Here is a 16163-nt window from a genome sequence, read left to right as displayed (position 1 = left end):
ACGGGGAGGGGCTTGCGGGAATGGAGGGGCTGCGCGCGATGGCGGGTCTACTGCGGCGGAGGGTTCCGGAGCGGGTGGGGGCGGCCGGGCCGGCGGGGACTCCGGCCGGGACCGGGGCCCGCTCCCGGGTCCTCGCCGTCCTCCTCGCCCTGCTCACCCTCCAGCTCGGCCAGTTCGCGTACCCCGCGTGGGCCTGTGGCTGCGGGGCCATGGTGCCCGGTGAGGCGGGGCGGGTGACCGTGGGGCGGGAGGAGTCCGTCGTGCGGTGGGACGGGGTGCGGGAGCAGGTCGTGATGCGGCTGACCGTACGCGGGGACGCCGAGCGGGTCGCGTGGATCATGCCGGTGCCCGGGCGGGCGACGGTCCGGCTCGGCGACCCCGGCCTCTTCGACGAGCTGCACGAGGTCACCGCCCCCGTGCACCGCGAGCGCCCCCACTTCTGGCCCCAGGACGGCGACTGGCCCCTGGTGACCGGCGACGGCACCGCGGGCCGGCCACGCCCGCCCGGGTTCGGCGCCGGACCTCCCGTGGACGTGGTCGGCCGGCAGCGGCTCGGCCCCTTCGACGTGGCCCGGCTGACCGCCACCGACCCCGACGCCCTCGACGGCTGGCTGGACCGCAACGGCTTCGCGCTGCCGCCCCGGCTGGACGGGGCCCTGCGGCCGTATGTCCAGAAGCGCTGGGAGTACGTCGCCGTCAAGCTGGCCCCACAGCGCACCGGCGAGCCCCTGACCGGCACCCTGGACCCGCTGCACCTCACCTTCCGGGCCGACGAGCCGGTCTACCCGATGCGCCTGTCCCGCCTCGCCGAGACCCCGCAGTCGCTGGGCCTGTACGTCCTGGCCGCGCACCGCATGGAACCGAGCTCGCGGATCGGCGGCGAACGCCCCCGGGTCACCTACGCGGGCCGGGTGACGGCGAAGAGCGGCCCCCTGGCCGAGCTGGCGGCCGGCACACCGTTCCTCACCGCGATCGGCCAGGAGTTCCCCTACCCCGCGCGGATCTCCGGCGACCATGTGCTGCGCCGGGCACCGGCCGACGACGCCTTCCAGCAGGTGATCCACGAGGACCGGCTGCGCACGGTGGCCGGCCTCCCCGCCTGGCTGCTGACGGTGACCGGCGGGCTGGCCCTGGCCATGACGACACCGGCCGTGCTCGCCGTACGCCGGTCCCGGCGCCCGGAGCCACCGCCGCCTGCGCCGATCGGCTGAATCCAGGATCCTGGAAACCCCGACGGGGAAACGGAAATCCCCGGCGGGGAACGGGGCACGCGACTATATTCGTTAGCACATCTAGTTAGCGCTTCTAACTAGCTATACGAAAGGTAAGGCGATGAGCGAGTCGCAGCTCTGGGACGACGTCGACGATTACTTCTCCGCCCACCTCTCACCGGAGGACGAGACCCTCCAGGCGACCCTGCGCGACAGCGACGCGGCCGAGCTCCCGCCCGTGAGCGTCACCGCGCCCCAGGGCAAGCTCCTCCAGCTCCTCGCCCAGATCCAGGGCGCCCGCAACATCCTGGAGATCGGCACGCTCGGCGGCTACAGCACCATCTGGCTGGCCCGCGCCCTGCCCGCCGACGGCCGCCTGATCTCGCTGGAGTACAGCCCCAAGCACGCCGAGGTCGCCACCCGCAACCTCGCGCGTGCCGGACTCGACAAGGTCGCCGAGGTGCGGGTCGGCCCGGCCCTGGAGTCGCTGCCCAAGCTGGCCGACGAGAACCCGGCCCCCTTCGACCTGGTCTTCATCGACGCCGACAAGGCCAACAACCCCCACTACGTCGAGTGGGCCCTGCGGCTCACGAGCACGGGCAGCCTGATCATCGTGGACAACGTGGTGCGCGGCGGCCGGGTCGCCGACGCCGACAGCACGGCGCCGGACGTCCAGGGCACCCGTACCGCGATCGAACTGATCGGCAGCCACCCGAGGCTGAGCGGCACGGCGATCCAGACGGTGGGCACCAAGGGCTACGACGGCTTCGCCCTGGCCCGCGTCCTGGCGTGAGCCACACACCCCCGGGGCCGCTCAAGCCTCGTGGTAGAAGCCGACGTTGACGCTGCGCGGCGCGGTGCGGTCATGGATGACGATCTCGCCGCTGCCGCCCCCCGGCAGCGGCACGGTCCCGCCGTAGCCGATCGGCTGGGCGAAGTCCCCCACCGTCAGCCGCACCTCGGAGGACGGGTCGGGCTGCGAGCCGCGCAGCCAGGTCACCTGCCAGGTGCCGTCGGGTCCGCACAGGAACTCCAGGTGGACCCGCGACACGAACAGCCAGTCGTCCGGCGTCGAGAGCCGGCACACCGTCTTGTCCCGGCCCACCCGCAGCACGGCGCCCGGCTCGCTGGGCGCGTCGGCCATGAGCATGCCGGCCGTGGCACCCTCGTCCGCCGCGGACACGGCGGCCATGGTGAGTTCGAGCACGTGCGCTCCTCCTGAAACGTCCTTGTGAGGCAGCCGTTTTGGCCACCGACGCCGCATGATAAATCGCCCGGCACCGCCGCGTCCGGCACAATGAACTCATGACCGAGCGAAAGCCCCCCGGTGTCCCGTTCGAGTCCTGGGTCGACCGGCAGATCCACGACGCGCAGTCGCGCGGCGACTTCGACGGACTGCCCGGAGCCGGCAAACCGCTCCCCGACGACCTGGAATCCCCCTACGACGAACTGTGGTGGGTCAGACGCAAGATGGCCCGCGAGGGCCTGTCGGTCCTGCCCCCGGCGCTCGCCCTGCGCAAGGAAGCGGAGGACGCGCTGACGGCGGCGTACGCGGCCCCGTCCGAACGGACGGTGCGGAAGATCATCACGGACGTCAACGCCAGGATCCGCGACATGCTCCTGAAGCCGCCGCCCGGCCCTCCCCTGGGCCGCAAGCCGTACGACGTCGAACAGGTCGTACGGGAGTGGCGGGAGAGGCGCCGGACGGCGGGCGAGTCGGATGTGCCGGGTGGGTCAGAGGCGTAGCAGCCGTTCCGCCAGCTCCCGGTAGTCACGCAGCGCGAGCCGGAGCTGCTCGGTGTCGGCCTGCTCGTCCGCCGACTGCCAGGCCCCGCGCAGAGTACGGCGACGCCGGGTCACCGCCTCGCTGAAGCGGGCGGCGAGCTCCTCCAGGACGCGGTCCGCCTCCTCGACGGCGGCCCGGGGGCCGTCCACGAATCCGGAGACCGCGTGCTGGAGCTGGAGCCCGAACTTGTCGGCCTCCTCATGCGGGAAGAGCGCGCTCACGTCGCTCCCGGTTGTCGTCACGTCCGTCATGCCCCTCAACTCCCCTTCGCGTGACGCCCGGTGAAGCCCCACGGCAGATGGCCACGATGCCCACCGGAGCCCTTCGGCGACTCACGCGGCTCACGGGTCTCCCGCGAGTCCCCACGCCGACGCCCGACCGGCCCGGTCAGCTCCTCGAACAGACCCCGGGCCGCGATCATGGCCTCGCGCATCTCCTCGGTACCCGCCGCCCGGCCTTCGCCTGCCGGCCCTCGCCCGTCACTCACGGGCGTGTGGGCGACGCGGTGCACGTGCCGGTAGCCCTGCACCTGGTGCGCGTGGTGCACGGACAGGGCGGACAGCTGCTCCTCGTACTGCGCGCCGTCCGGGAAGCCGCGTGCCTGCGCGAGGTCCGCGAGCAGCCGGTCCGCCTCGTCGACAGCCTCCTTCGGCGAGTCGACGAAGTGCTCCTGAGCCGCCGTCCAGCGCGCCTCGAACCGCTCGGTCTCCTCCGGCGCCAACGGCCGCTCCCGCAGCCCGCCGTGCGCTCCACCCTCCCCCACTCTCGAATACGCTCGAGCGGGAGGTGCCCCCAGGCGAGTTCACGCTCGGCGGCCTTGGCGTCCCCGTCGTGCCGGGCCACGGCCCGGTCGTATTCGGGCCCGAAGCGCCGCTTCAGACCTCGACCGCTCCGCGTACCCCGGGCACGCGGAGCCAGGACGGCCGCGCCGAGCACGACGACGACCGCCACCATCACGATCAAAATGATCACACCTGTGGACATGTGTGCCGGGTTGCCCCCAGAACGCACCTCAAACGGCCACCCCCGGCGTGTCGATCCGGCCCGCCCCCGATCGGCGTAAGGGTGAAAGGCACCAACTCGGCCAAGCCACGGAGAAGAACCATGAGTGACGTCATCGCACAGATCTCCATGTCGCTGGACGGCTGCGTCGCGGGCCCCGACCGAGGCCGCGAACACCCCCTGGGCATCGGCGGCGAACGCCTGCACCAGTGGGTCTTCGGCCTCCGGAGCTGGCGCAGGGAGCAAGGCGTCAAGGGCGGCGCGGAGGGCCCCGAGGACGATCTGGTCGCCGCGTGGATCAAACGCCTCGGCGCGGTCGTCATGGGCCACACCATGTACCTCACCGGCGAGGTGCCGTGGGGCGACAACCCGCCCTTCCACATGCCGGTGTACGTCGTGACCCACACCCCCCGCGAGTCCCTGACCAAGGAGGGCGGCACCGTCTTCCACTTCGTCACCGAGGGCCCGGAACACGCCCTGGCGCTGGCCCGCGAAGCGGCCGGGGACAAGGACGTCTCCCTGGCCGGCGGGGCCGACCTGGTCCAGCAGTTCATCCGCGCCGGATGGCTGGACGAACTGCTCCTCCACGTCGTACCCGTCCTGACCGGCGAGGGCGGCCACCGCCTCTTCGACAACATCGGCGACCAGCCCGTCGAATGGCGAAAGACGCAGGTACTGGACGCCCCGGAAGCCACACATATCCGGTTGCGCGCCACCCGCCCCCGCTCCGCAGAATGACCCAATGCCCTGGACCATCACCCCGGAACCCCCCGACTCCCCCACCGCAGCCGCGCTCTGGCGGGCGTACTACACGGAGGTCAGCGACCGCTACTACCTCCTGCACGAGGGACGCCGTACGGCTCCGGACGAACTGGAACGCGAGATCGCCGCCCGCACCGGCGACGAACTCCGGCCCCCGAGCGGCCAGTTGCTGGTGGCCCGGCACGACGGCGTCCCGGCAGGCTCAGCAGGCGTAAGACTCCTGACCCCGGAAACCGCGGAACTGACCCGCGTCTTCCTCCACGAGCCGATGCGCGGCAAGGGCGGCGCCCCCCTCCTCGTCCAGGCCGCCGAAGCAGCGGCCCGAACCCTGGGCGCGACCCGCATGATCCTCGACACCCGCCACGACCTGACAGAGGCCCGCGCCCTCTACACAAGACTCGGCTACCAGGAAACGCCCCCGCACAACAACGACACCTACGCAGAACACTGGTTCACCAAGCCCCTGCACTGACACCCACCCCCGGGACGCATCGGAGGATGGCGCGCACCCCCACGGGCCCGCAGTCGCGAACGGCGGCAAGGGGCGTCGTCGGGGGATGGCGCGCACCCCCACGGGCCCGCAGTCGCGAACGGCGGCAAGGGGCGTCGTCGGGGGATGGCGCGCACCCCCACAGGCCCGGCAGCCGCGAACGGCGGCAAGGGGACGCGTCGGGGGGTGTCCGCCCGCAGAGTCCGGTGTCAAGGCTCGGCACCTCCTGGCAAAAGCCCAACGCACCGGACCGAGGACGGACACCCCCCGACGCGTCCCCGACCCACAACCTCACGCCCCCGCGCTCCACGAGCCCCCACCGAACCCGCACAGGCGCCGCAGGCATCCACCCCCGAACCCGCACCCGAACCCGCACTGGCGCCGCCCACATGGCAACCCAGCCCAGACCCCCGCAGAAACCCTGGTCAACCGCCGGAGGCACCCGGCTGTTCGCGTTCCGACCCGCACAACTCCTCGTTCAGCTCCTTCACCAACTGCACCAGATCAGTAGGCCGATCCGGCCCCCACCAGTCCCCCAACAACTCGGCCAACGACGCCTCCCGCACCCGCGCCAACCGCTCGGCCACCTCCCGCCCCTCATCGGTCAGCACCAGGTCGAGCCCCTCCCGCACAGCCAGCCGCCGCACCTCGACCTGCCGAGCGGCATCGAGGATCACCGGCAACGGCACGGAACTCCGCTCGGCGAGCAGCGCCGGCTCCGCCCACCCGTACTTCTTGATCCGCAGCAACAGCCAACTGGCCGCGGGCAACAGGTCGTACCCGGCCCGCTCGGTGATCTCCCGGTAGATCTCACGCCGCCCCTCCCGCGTCCCGAGCACCGACAAAGCCCGGCACACCTCGTCGTACGACGACCGCTCGACGGGATTGCTGGCCAGCGTCTCGGTGACATCGGGCGCGGTCACCGACCCCCGCAGCTTGTCCTCCCGCAGGAACCAGGCCAGCACGAACCCCAGCAGGGCGACCGGCGCGGCGTACAGGAACACATCGGTGATCGAGGACGCGTACGCGTCCAGCGCGGCCGGCCGCAGGTCGCCCGGCAACCGTGCGATGTCCCGCGGATCGGCCTCCAGCGACGCCAACGAGACCCCGGCCGGAAGCCGAACCCCCGAAAACGCCTCCCCGAGCTTGTCGTCGAGCCGACCGGCGAAGATCGTGCCGAAGATGGCGACGCCGAACGAGGCCCCGATGGACCGGAAGAACGTGGCCCCGGAGGTGGCGACGCCGAGGTCCTCGTACGACACGGCGTTCTGCACGATCAGCACCAGCACCTGCATGACCAGGCCGAGCCCCAGCCCGAACACGAAGAAGTAGACGCTCATCGCCCAGGTGGAGCTGTCCACCTCCAGCTGGTGGAGCAACAGCAACCCAAGCGTGGTGACCCCGGTCCCCGCGACCGGAAACACCTTCCAGCGCCCGGTACGGCTGACGATCTGCCCGGACGCGGTCGACGCCAGCAGCATCCCGGCGACCATCGGCAGCATGTGCACACCGGACATGGTCGGACTGACACCCTGCACGACCTGGAGAAACGTCGGCAGGTAGGTCATCGCGCCGAACATGGCGAACCCGACGATGAAGCTGATGACAGCGGACAGCGAGAAGGTCCGCACCCGGAACAGCTTCAGCGGCAGCACAGGCTCCGCGGCCCGCCGCTCGACAGCGACGAACGCGCCGACGAGCACCACGCCCAGCACCGCGAGCCCGACGATCTGCGCCGACCCCCACCCCCACGTGGTCCCCCCGAGGGACGCGACCAGCACCAGACAGGTGGCGACGGAGGCGATGAGAAACGTACCCAGATAGTCGATGACGTGCCGCGTCGACTTCCGCGGAATGCGCAGGGCACCCGCGATGACGATCAGGGCGACGACTCCGACGGGCAGATTGACGTAGAACACCCACCGCCAGCTCAGATGCTCCGTGAACACCCCACCGAGCAACGGCCCGAGCACACTCGTCGCCCCGAACACGCCACCGAACAGCCCTTGGTACCGCCCCCGTTCCCGCGGCGAGACGATGTCCCCCACGATCGCCATGGACAGCACCATCAGCCCGCCACCGCCGAGCCCCTGGACGGCACGGAAGGCGATGAGCTGAGCCATGTTCTGCGACATGCCGCACAGCGCCGAGCCGACGAGAAAGATCACGATCGCGATCTGGAAGAGCCGCTTGCGCCCGTACTGGTCACCGAGTTTGCCCCACAGCGGAGTCGCCGCGGTGGACGCCAGCAGATACGCGGTCACGACCCAGGACAGATGCTCCAGGCCGCCGAGGTCGCTGACGATGGTCGGCAGTGCGGTCGAGACGATGGTCTGGTCGAGCGCGGCGAGCAGCATGCCGAGAAGCAGCGCGCCGATGGAGACGAGGACGTTGCCGGGCACGTTCTCGTGCGCCTCGGCTCCGCGCCTCGGGGGCTGCGCGTCACGCACATGTCCCGTCCTGCCGTGCGCGTCCCCGGCCATGTAGACCTCCCGACGGTCTCGTTACCTCCCCCAGCATGATCGCTATGCCCGGTTATGGCCTGTCGAGTCCCTTTGGAAGCGGTCCTTCCGGGGGTTACGGAGGCGACGTGAAAGACGTCTGCATAATCTGGGGAGTCCGCGAGGGGGAGGGACGAAGGCGTGACAGAGCGGACGGGCGCGAAGGGTCCGGAAGACCGAGGGAGCCGGGAAGGCCGGATGGGCCACCAAGGCCCGACAGGCCGCGACGGCCACGCCTGCCCGGAGTGCGGCACGCCGAGAGGAGCCGACAACACCCCGTCCTGCGGCTGCGGCCGACGCGCGTCCGAGGCCCTGCGAGACGCCCGCACGGCGGAGGCGGCCGCGGCGGAGGACTTCGATCCGCTGCGCATACGGCCATACGTGGAGTTGGAGACCGACGGCGACAGTGCCGACACCGACCCCGGTCCCCGCAGCGACGAAACGATAACCCTGCGGCCGCTACCACCGGCCGCGGCCCCAGCACCGGCACCGGCACCGCCCTCCGCACCGAGCACACGGGACCTGAGCCTGTTCGAGCCGGACACGCCCGAGGACGACACCCGGGACAACGCTCCCGACCGGGCGACCCGCCACCGCCCCACCCGCACCCGCACGGTCCTGCTCGGCACGGGCGGCGCGCTCGTGGCCGTGATCGCGGCGGCGGGTCTGGCGAGCGGCCTGTTCGCGTACGAGACGCCGTCCCGGGACACGGCGCTGCCGGACGACGTACGGGCAGGCGTCCCGGCCCCGTCGACCAGCGAGGCGTCGGAGTCTCCCGTCCCGACGGAGACGGCGACGCGGTCGGCACCGCTCCCGGCATCCCCGCCGCCCACCGGGAGCGCGTCCGCCTCCCCGTCCCCGTCACGGTCCAGCACGCCCCCGACCCCGTCCCCCACGACGGAACCGACGACCACCGCCCCCTCACCCACGGAGGCCGCCGACGCCCAGGAGGAGTCCGTCGCGGCGCGAGAGACCGAGCCCCCCACCCTCCAACGCGGAGACAAGGGCCCCGAGGTCACCGAACTCGAACTGCGCCTGACCCAGCTGGGCCTCTACACGAGGGACGCCAGGGGCAACTACAACGAGGGTGTCGAGGACGCGGTGAACAGGTACCAGTGGGCGCGGGGGGTGCAGCCGGAGGAGTACGGCGTGTACGACCTGGCGACGCGGGAGCGGCTGGAGTCGGAGACGACCGAGCCGTGACACGGTTCGCCCCATAGCTCGGGGGCTGCGGATTCGACGGCGACTGCGGGCCGTCCGTACTGGTCGCGCGGTTCCCCGCACCCCTGCCCAAAGGGGCGCGGGGAACTGCGCGAGCAACCCACCACAACCCGCGGCCGCCGTCGAACCCCGAGCCCCGGGCTCTCAGGCGACGTACAGCCGGACCTCGCCTCCGGCGCCCGGCTCGACCCGAACCTGCCGCAGATCGGCCACGGCGACATCCGGCCCATGGAACCGGGCCCGCGGCCCGACGCCCACCACCCGCATCCCCGCGGCGCGCCCCGCCTGGATCCCGGCCGCCGAGTCCTCGAAGACCACACAGTCCTCCGGCGCGACCCCCAGCCCGGCCGCCCCCTTCAGAAAGCCCTCCGGATCGGGCTTGCTCGCGCCCACCGACTCCGCGGTCACCCGCACATCCGGCAACGGCAGCCCGGCGGCAGCCATCCGCGCCGTGGACAGCGCGACGTCGGCCGACGTCACCAGCGCGTGCGGCAGCCCCTCCAGCGAGGCCAGGAACTCAGGGGCCCCCGGAATCGGCACCACGCCCGCCACATCCGCCGTCTCCTCGGCAAGCATGCGCGCGTTGTCCGCGTGGTTCTGCTCCGTCGGCCGGTCGGGCAGCAGCAGGGCCATCGAGGCGTGCCCCTGTCGCCCGTGCACGACCTTCATCACCTCGTCCCCGTCCAGCCCGTGCCGCTCGGCCCAGCGGCGCCAGATCCGTTCCACGGCGGCGTGCGAGTCGACGAGGGTGCCGTCCATGTCGAGCAGGAGGGCACGGGCGGTGAGGACAGCGGGCGTGGTGGGCGCGGCGGGCACGGGGGTGGCCGACATCGGCAGCTCCAGGGCGAGGGGCGCGGGGGTGTACAGGGGTGGCCCCCGGGAGGACAAGGTGGTCCCGCCCGCCGGTCAGGGAAAACGGGCGGGAGCCACTTTGTTCCTCCACGGTACAAAATCGATCCCGATCGCGCCACCGCCTCCAGAAACCGTTCACCGACAGTTCAGCCGGCACCCGGCTCAGGCACCGAACGCCTCCGCGGCCCGCCTCACCCGGAGACCGCCTCCCACAGGCTCCACACGCCCAGCCCGAGCATCAGCGCCGCCGCCACCTTGGTGATCAGCCGCAGCGGCACCCGACGCATCAGCGCCTTCCCGCCGAGGATCCCGAGCCCCGCCACGGCCCACAGCGCCAGCACCGCACCGATCCCGACCGACAGGGGGTCGTCGTAACGCGCCGCGAGGTTCGCCGTCATGATCTGCGTCAGATCCCCGAACTCGGCGACCAGGATGAGCATGAAGCCGGCCCCGGACACCTTCCAGAAGGACTGGTTCTCCGGCTTGCGGATCTCCTCGTCACCCTCGGCCCCGCCCTTCGCCATGAGCAGCACCGCCGCGCCACCCAGGAAGAGCACGCCCGTCACCGCGTGCACGATCTGCTGCGGCAACAGCGTCAGCACACTGCCGGCCGCCACGGCGAGGGCGACATGCACCGCGAACGCGGCGGCGACGCCCGCGAAGACGTAGGAGGCGCGGTAGCGCGTACCGAGGACGAGTCCGGCGAGCGCGGTCTTGTCGGGCAGTTCGGCGAGAAAGACGACGCCGAAGACGACGGCCGTCACGGTGAAGCTGATCAAGGTCCCTCAATCGGTCGGGGCTGCCCCACCGAGAGCGATGCAACTGCGCTGCGACACCTCGGCACGGCAGCACACGTAGCACCTGTGTCTGACGACACGGGCGTGCACTGCTTGCCGAAGGTCTCGCTGGCCGACCCCGTGAACGAGGTCCGCCTCCGGGCGCCGGCTCAGACGAGCTGAGCAGTATGTCGACGGTCCGGCGAAGAGCTACTCCCCTTCTGCGCGGCCCATCGTACGGGACGCCCTCGACCGATTCACAGGAAGAAAGTCACACCCTCAACCTTGTCGTGTCATGAGCGCGTCATTAACTTCTTACCCGACGCACACCTCCCCGCAATGCGGCGCCGCGAGCATTCCATCGCCCGCACGCCAACACCCCCACCTCCCAAGGGAGTTCGCATGTCGAAGTTCTACGCGCGTCGACGGATCAGCATACTCGCGGCCCTCAGCGGCCTCATAGCCTCCGTCGCCCTTTTCAACGCCCCCACCGCCTCCGCGGCGCTCCCCACCCCCGTCAGCGGCGCCACCGCCCGCGGCTACCTGGCCCAGCTCACCGTGGCCACCGAGGACCGCACCGGCTACGACCGCGACCTCTTCCCGCACTGGATCACCCAGTCCGGCACCTGCAACACCCGCGAGGTCGTCCTCAAGCGCGACGGCACGAACGTCGTCCAGGACTCCGCCTGCGCCGCCACCAGCGGCAGCTGGTTCTCCCCGTACGACGGCGCCACCTGGACCGCCGCCTCCGACCTCGACATCGACCACCTCGTCCCGCTGGCCGAAGCCTGGGACTCCGGTGCCGACAGCTGGACCACCGCCCGGCGCCAGTCGTTCGCCAACGACCTCACCCGCCCGCAGCTGATCGCCGTCACGGACAACGTGAACCAGGCGAAGAGCGACCAGGACCCGGCCGAGTGGATGCCGTCGGTCAGCTCGTACCGCTGCACCTACGTCCGCGCCTGGGTCCAGGTGAAGTACTACTACGGCCTCTCGGTCGACTCGGCGGAGAAGTCCGCCCTCACGAACTACCTCGCGAGCTGCTGACGGAGTTCGGCAAACCGTGACCTGCGGAACCTCCCCGCCCACCTTCGTCGTTCCGTACCGTACGGGGCGACGGAGGAGGGTGATCACGTGGCCGAACTGCGCCTGGGGCCGCTGCTGAGGTACGCCGACGGCTCGTACGCGACCGTCTGGGTCGAGGCGAGCCGTCCGTGCACCGCCGAAGTGCGCGGTGCGGACGGCGCCCGGGGCACCACCCGCACCTTCCAGATCGCCGGGCATCACTACGCCCTCGTGCCGGTGACCGGTCTCACCCCGGGGGCGACGACCGCGTACGAGGTCTTCCTCGACGGCCTGCGCGTGTGGCCGCTGCCCGACACCCCGTTCCCGCCCTCCGTCATCCGCACCCCCGCCGAGGGCGACACCGTCCGCCTGGCCTTCGGCTCCTGCCGCTGGGCCGCGCCGCCCGCCGGTGAGAAGGACCCCGTCGGCCCGGACGCCCTGGACACGCTGGCCGCCCGGATCGCGGCCGACCCGGCGGGCGAACGGCCCGATGTGCTGGTCCTGCTGGGCGACCAGGTCTACGCCGACGAGACCTCCAAGGCGACCCGGCGCTGGCTGGCCGCCCGGCGCGACCTGAGCGAGCCGCCGGGCGACGAGGTCGCGGACTACGAGGAGTACACCCGGCTGTACTACGAGTCCTGGCTCGACCCGGAGGTCCGCTGGCTGCTGTCCACCGTGCCGAGCTGCATGATCTTCGACGACCACGACGTCATCGACGACTGGAACACCTCCGCGGCCTGGCTCGCCGACATGCGGGCCACCCCGTGGTGGCGCGAACGGCTGCTGAGCGGACTGATGTCGTACTGGGTGCACCAGCACCTCGGCAACCTGGCGCCGCACGAGCTGGCCGCCGACCCGCTCTACGCCGCCGTACGCGAAACCCCCGACGGCACCGACCTGTTGCGCTCGTTCGCCTGCGAGGCGGACACCGAACCGTCCTCCGTCCGCTGGAGCTACCGGCGCGACTTCGGCCGCGTACGGCTGCTGATGGTGGACACCCGGGCGGCGCGCGTGCTCGACGAGGGCGCGCGCTCGATGCTCGACCCGGGCGAGGCGCGCTGGCTGCGCGAGCAGGCGCTGGACGCGCGCGGCTCGTACGACCACCTCCTCATCGGTACGTCCCTGCCGTGGCTGCTGCCGCACCTGGTGCACGACGCCGAGGCGTGGAACGCGGCCCTGTGCCGGGGCGACCGCGGGGAGCGCTGGGCGCGGTTCGGCGAGAACCTGCGGCGGCGGGCCGATCTGGAGCACTGGGCGGCGTTCCCGGCGTCCTTCGACGCGCTGGCGGCGCTGATCGCCGAGGCCGGGTCGGGCGCGCAGGCGCCGGCGACGGTGTGCGTGCTGTCCGGGGACGTGCATCACGCGTATGTGGCCGAACCGGCGTGGCCGGCCGGCGAGGGCCCCGACGCCCGCGTCTTCCAGCTGACCTGCTCCCCCGTCCACAACGCCATCCACCTGGCGATCCGGCTCGGCTTCCGCTTCGGCTGGAGCGGGGTGGCCCGGGTACTCGGCCGACGCTTCGCGGGACACGGCGGCTGTCCCGAGCCCTCTGTCGACTGGCGCCGCACGGGTGGCCCGTGGTTCGGCAACCAGCTGATGACCCTGACGCTGAGGGGGCGTTCGGCGCGGCTGCGGCTGGAGCAGGCGAGGGAGGCGCGCGGAGGCGGGGCGCGGCTGAGGACGGTGGTGGAGTCGGAACTCGCGCCGTGAGCGTGAGGTGGTCCGGTGCGACGGCGGCCGCGGGTCACGTGCGGCTGGTCCCGCGGCCCGGCACCACGCGCGGCCGCCGTCCCGCACTCACACACCCCCGGTCTCGGTCAGCCCCGCTCCCGGCGGCATGATGAGCCGGACCGTCCGCTTCCGCTCGACGGTCCGCTCCAATGCGCCCCACACGCCCGGGAGTCACCCCCTTGACCGTACCGCCCTCCGCACCGGCCCCGGAGGCCGCCACGGCCTCCCTCGCCCTGGTCGGCGCCGGCCCCCGCGGCACCAGCGTCCTGGAACGCCTCTGCGCCTCCGCTCCCGAACTCCTCCCGCCCGGGACGCGCCTCACGGTCCACGTGATCGACCCGGCCCCGCCCGGCCCCGGGCACGTGTGGCGGACCGCGCAGTCACCCGAGCTGCTGATGAACACGGTCGCCTCGCAGGTCACGCTGTTCACCGACGACAGCGTGGACTGCTCGGGCCCGATCCGGCCCGGCCCCAGCCTGTACGACTGGGCAGCCGGTGAGCTGGGCCCGGACGAGTACCCGACCCGCGCCCGCTACGGCCGGTACCTGGAGTGGGTGTTCGCGCGGGTCGTGGGTGCGGCGCCGCCCGCCGTGCGCGTCGAGACGTACGCGGCCCGCGCGGTACGGCTCGACGACGCACCCGACGGCAGCCAGGTCCTCACCCTCGACGACGGCCGTGTCCTGCCCGGCCTGACCGCCGTGGTGCTGGCCCAGGGGCATCTGCCGACGGCCGGTGACGCGACACAGCGCCGCCTCGCGTCGTATGCCGGGCGCCACGGGCTGCGCTACGTGGCCCCCGCGAACCCGGCCGACGTCGACCTGTCCGCCCTGGCCCCCGGCGAACCGGTGCTGTTGCGCGGTCTGGGCCTCAACTTCTTCGACCACATGGCCCTGTTGACGACGGGCCGCGGCGGCCGCTTCGCGCGGACCGGGGACGGCCAGGGCCTGCGGTACCTCCCCTCCGGCGACGAGCCCCGCCTGTACGCCGGTTCGCGACGCGGCATCCCGCACCAGGCGCGCGGCGACAACGCGAAGGGCCCGTACGGCCGCCATCTCCCGCTGGTCCTGACGCCCGAAGTGATCGCCGGCTTCCGCAAGCGCGCGGACTCGGGCGAGGCGCCGGACTTCCTGGCGGAGATATGGCCGTTGGTGGCGAAGGAGGTGGAGACGGTGTACTACGCGGCGCTGCTCCCCCTGATACCGCGTGCGGCGGGGGCTCGGCGGCGGCCGGTGGTCCCGGAGTTCGTGGAGCGCTTCCTCGCGATCCCCCACCGCGACCCCCGAGAGGCGGGCCTGCTGGCGGAGTTCGGCGTACCGGAGCGTGAGCGCTGGAGCTGGGACCGGATCTCCCGGCCGTACACGGGATGCGAGTTCGCGGATCCCGGGCAGTGGCGCGACTGGCTGCTGGCGTATCTGCGCGAGGACGCCGCACAGGCCGCCCGGGGCAATCTGCGCGGCCCGCTGAAGTCCGCCCTGGACGTGCTGCGTGACCTGCGCAACGAACTCCGGCTGATCGTCGACCACGGTGGCCTCACCGGCGCCTCCCGCCGGGATCACCTGGACCGCTGGTACACCCCGCTCAACGCCTTCCTGTCCATCGGACCGCCCCGGCGCCGGGTGGAGGAGCTGGTGGCACTGGTGGAGGCGGGTGTGGTGGAGGTGCTCGGACCCCGGCTGGAGGTGCGCGGCGAGGAAGGGGCCTGGGTGGCGCACTCGCCGGACGTGCCGGGCTCGGCGGTGCGGGCGACGGCCCTCGTCGAGGCGCGGCTGCCGGAGCCCGACCTGCGCCGGAGCGCCGACGACCTGCTGGCCCGGCTGCTGAGGACCGGGCAGTGCCGCCCGCACACCGTCGACGGTCACGAGACGGGAGGGGTGGATGTGACACAGCGGCCGTACCACCTGATCGACCGTCAGGGGCAGGCGCACGCACGGCGGTTCGCGTTCGGTGTGCCTACGGAGGGTGTGCACTGGGTGACGGCTGCGGGGGCGCGGCCAGGTGTGGATTCGGTCACTCTTTCGGACGCGGACGCGGTGGCTAGAGCTGCGCTACGTGCGGTTACCGGGGGGACACATGGGGATTCCGAGGCCGAAGCGTGGCCGAATGTTGAACTTGCAAGTGTTGATTAGGGCTACCTAACGTGTGGGCTACCGATCGGTATCCGTCCCCACACCGTTCCCCATAGGGACCGGTGAACCCCAGACCGAGGAGTCCCCCACATGACCGGACGCCTTAACAGCGCCCAGCCGTACGCCATCGGCCTGTTCCGCATCGTCGTCGGCCTGCTCTTCGCCTGCCACGGCGCCAGCTCGCTCTTCGGCTCCTTCGGAGGCCAGACCGTCGCGGCCGGCACCTGGCCCGGCTGGTACGCCGCAGTGATCGAACTCGTCGGCGGCAGCCTGGTCCTGCTCGGCCTCGGCACGCGCGCCGCCGCGTTCATATCCTCCGGCGCCATGGCGTACGCGTACTTCAAGGTCCACCAGCCGCAGGCGCTGTGGCCCATCGAGAACAGCGGCGAAGGTGCCGCCCTGTACTGCTGGGCCATGTTCCTGCTGATCTTCACGGGCTCCGGCGCGTTCGGCCTGGACCGGCTGTTCGCCAAGCGCTCCGAGACGCAGGGCCGGACCGCGGCCGACAAGACGCCGGTGGCCGTCTGACAGTCGCGGCGCTTGAACGACGGCGCCCGCACCCGCGGAGCTCACGCGGGTGCGGGTTCCCCCCCCTCTCCCCCTACAGGCGGCACCGGGTGAAAATTCTGTGCCGAACACA

The 16163-nt window shown here is 72.1% G+C and carries 15 protein-coding genes and 1 pseudogene; 10 read left to right on the top strand and 6 right to left on the bottom strand.

The window, feature by feature from the left end; all coding sequences use genetic code 11:
* The first annotated feature begins 20 nt into the window (after positions 1–20).
* Together ACFU95_RS16755 and ACFU95_RS16750 are read left to right on the top strand one after the other, a co-directional pair.
* Entirely contained in the window at positions 21–1211 is a 1191-nt protein-coding gene (locus ACFU95_RS16755) for a DUF2330 domain-containing protein (RefSeq protein WP_383827797.1), read from the top strand.
* Positions 1212–1332: 121 nt separating this feature from the next.
* Positions 1333–2004: an O-methyltransferase gene (locus ACFU95_RS16750; protein WP_383827795.1), complete on the top strand. Its 672-nt coding sequence runs from the start codon at positions 1333–1335 to the stop codon at positions 2002–2004.
* 21 nt (positions 2005–2025) lie between these two features.
* On the opposite strand, the gene ACFU95_RS16745 is transcribed toward ACFU95_RS16750, so the two are convergent.
* Positions 2026–2418 carry a hypothetical protein gene (locus ACFU95_RS16745; protein ID WP_383827793.1) on the bottom strand — a complete coding sequence of 131 codons (393 nt, stop codon included), beginning with the start codon at positions 2416–2418 and terminating at the stop codon, positions 2026–2028.
* A 98-nt stretch (positions 2419–2516) separates the two neighbouring features.
* Between ACFU95_RS16745 and ACFU95_RS16740 the strand changes: the two genes are divergently transcribed.
* On the top strand, positions 2517–2957 hold the full coding sequence (locus ACFU95_RS16740; RefSeq protein WP_383827791.1) for a DUF1992 domain-containing protein: 441 nt from the start codon (positions 2517–2519) through the stop codon (positions 2955–2957).
* Here the strand turns inward: ACFU95_RS16740 and ACFU95_RS16735 are convergent.
* Positions 2946–3248: a hypothetical protein gene (locus tag ACFU95_RS16735; RefSeq protein WP_383827789.1), complete on the bottom strand. Its 303-nt coding sequence runs from the start codon at positions 3246–3248 to the stop codon at positions 2946–2948. The two genes, ACFU95_RS16740 and ACFU95_RS16735, sit on opposite strands and share 12 nt — an antisense overlap.
* 5 nt (positions 3249–3253) lie before the next feature.
* A pseudogene (locus ACFU95_RS16730) lies at positions 3254–3981 on the bottom strand (hypothetical protein).
* Positions 3982–4101: 120 nt separating this feature from the next.
* Here ACFU95_RS16730 and ACFU95_RS16725 point away from each other — a divergent pair.
* Together ACFU95_RS16725 and ACFU95_RS16720 are read left to right on the top strand one after the other, a co-directional pair.
* Complete coding sequence (locus ACFU95_RS16725; protein WP_383827788.1) at positions 4102–4737, top strand: dihydrofolate reductase family protein; 636 nt, start codon at positions 4102–4104, stop codon at positions 4735–4737.
* Positions 4738–4741: 4 nt separating this feature from the next.
* Entirely contained in the window at positions 4742–5233 is a 492-nt protein-coding gene (locus ACFU95_RS16720; RefSeq protein WP_383827784.1) for a GNAT family N-acetyltransferase, read from the top strand.
* Between the two features lie 443 nt (positions 5234–5676).
* Here the strand turns inward: ACFU95_RS16720 and ACFU95_RS16715 are convergent, their stop codons facing one another.
* Positions 5677–7734, bottom strand: coding sequence for an MDR family MFS transporter (locus ACFU95_RS16715; protein ID WP_383827782.1), 2058 nt, complete (start codon positions 7732–7734; stop codon positions 5677–5679).
* 216 nt (positions 7735–7950) lie between these two features.
* Here ACFU95_RS16715 and ACFU95_RS16710 point away from each other — a divergent pair, with 216 nt between their 5' ends.
* Complete coding sequence (locus ACFU95_RS16710; RefSeq protein WP_383827780.1) at positions 7951–8955, top strand: peptidoglycan-binding domain-containing protein; 1005 nt, start codon at positions 7951–7953, stop codon at positions 8953–8955.
* 162 nt (positions 8956–9117) lie between these two features.
* Here the strand turns inward: ACFU95_RS16710 and ACFU95_RS16705 are convergent, their stop codons facing one another.
* Positions 9118–9804 (bottom strand): HAD family hydrolase, encoded by a 687-nt coding sequence (locus ACFU95_RS16705; RefSeq protein WP_383827778.1) that lies wholly within the window; start codon positions 9802–9804, stop codon positions 9118–9120.
* Between the two features lie 212 nt (positions 9805–10016).
* Complete coding sequence (locus ACFU95_RS16700) at positions 10017–10604, bottom strand: TMEM165/GDT1 family protein (protein ID WP_383827776.1); 588 nt, start codon at positions 10602–10604, stop codon at positions 10017–10019.
* A 399-nt stretch (positions 10605–11003) separates the two neighbouring features.
* Between ACFU95_RS16700 and ACFU95_RS16695 the strand changes: the two genes are divergently transcribed.
* From ACFU95_RS16695 to ACFU95_RS16680, 4 genes are all read left to right on the top strand, one after another.
* Positions 11004–11648 carry an HNH endonuclease family protein gene (locus ACFU95_RS16695; RefSeq protein WP_383827774.1) on the top strand — a complete coding sequence of 215 codons (645 nt, stop codon included), beginning with the start codon at positions 11004–11006 and terminating at the stop codon, positions 11646–11648.
* Between the two features lie 87 nt (positions 11649–11735).
* Positions 11736–13376 (top strand): alkaline phosphatase D family protein, encoded by a 1641-nt coding sequence (locus ACFU95_RS16690; protein ID WP_383827772.1) that lies wholly within the window; start codon positions 11736–11738, stop codon positions 13374–13376.
* A 170-nt stretch (positions 13377–13546) separates the two neighbouring features.
* Positions 13547–15523, top strand: a complete 1977-nt coding sequence (locus ACFU95_RS16685; protein WP_383827770.1) for an FAD/NAD(P)-binding protein — start codon at positions 13547–13549, stop codon at positions 15521–15523.
* Positions 15524–15613: 90 nt separating this feature from the next.
* Positions 15614–16051 carry a DoxX family protein gene (locus ACFU95_RS16680; protein ID WP_383827768.1) on the top strand — a complete coding sequence of 146 codons (438 nt, stop codon included), beginning with the start codon at positions 15614–15616 and terminating at the stop codon, positions 16049–16051.
* Positions 16052–16163 lie beyond the last annotated feature (112 nt).

Source organism: Streptomyces sp. NPDC057623, assembly GCF_042800355.1.
Lineage (GTDB): Bacteria > Actinomycetota > Actinomycetes > Streptomycetales > Streptomycetaceae > Streptomyces.
Note: the sequence above shows the minus strand (reverse complement) of the source record. Positions and strands in the feature narration are given on the sequence as shown.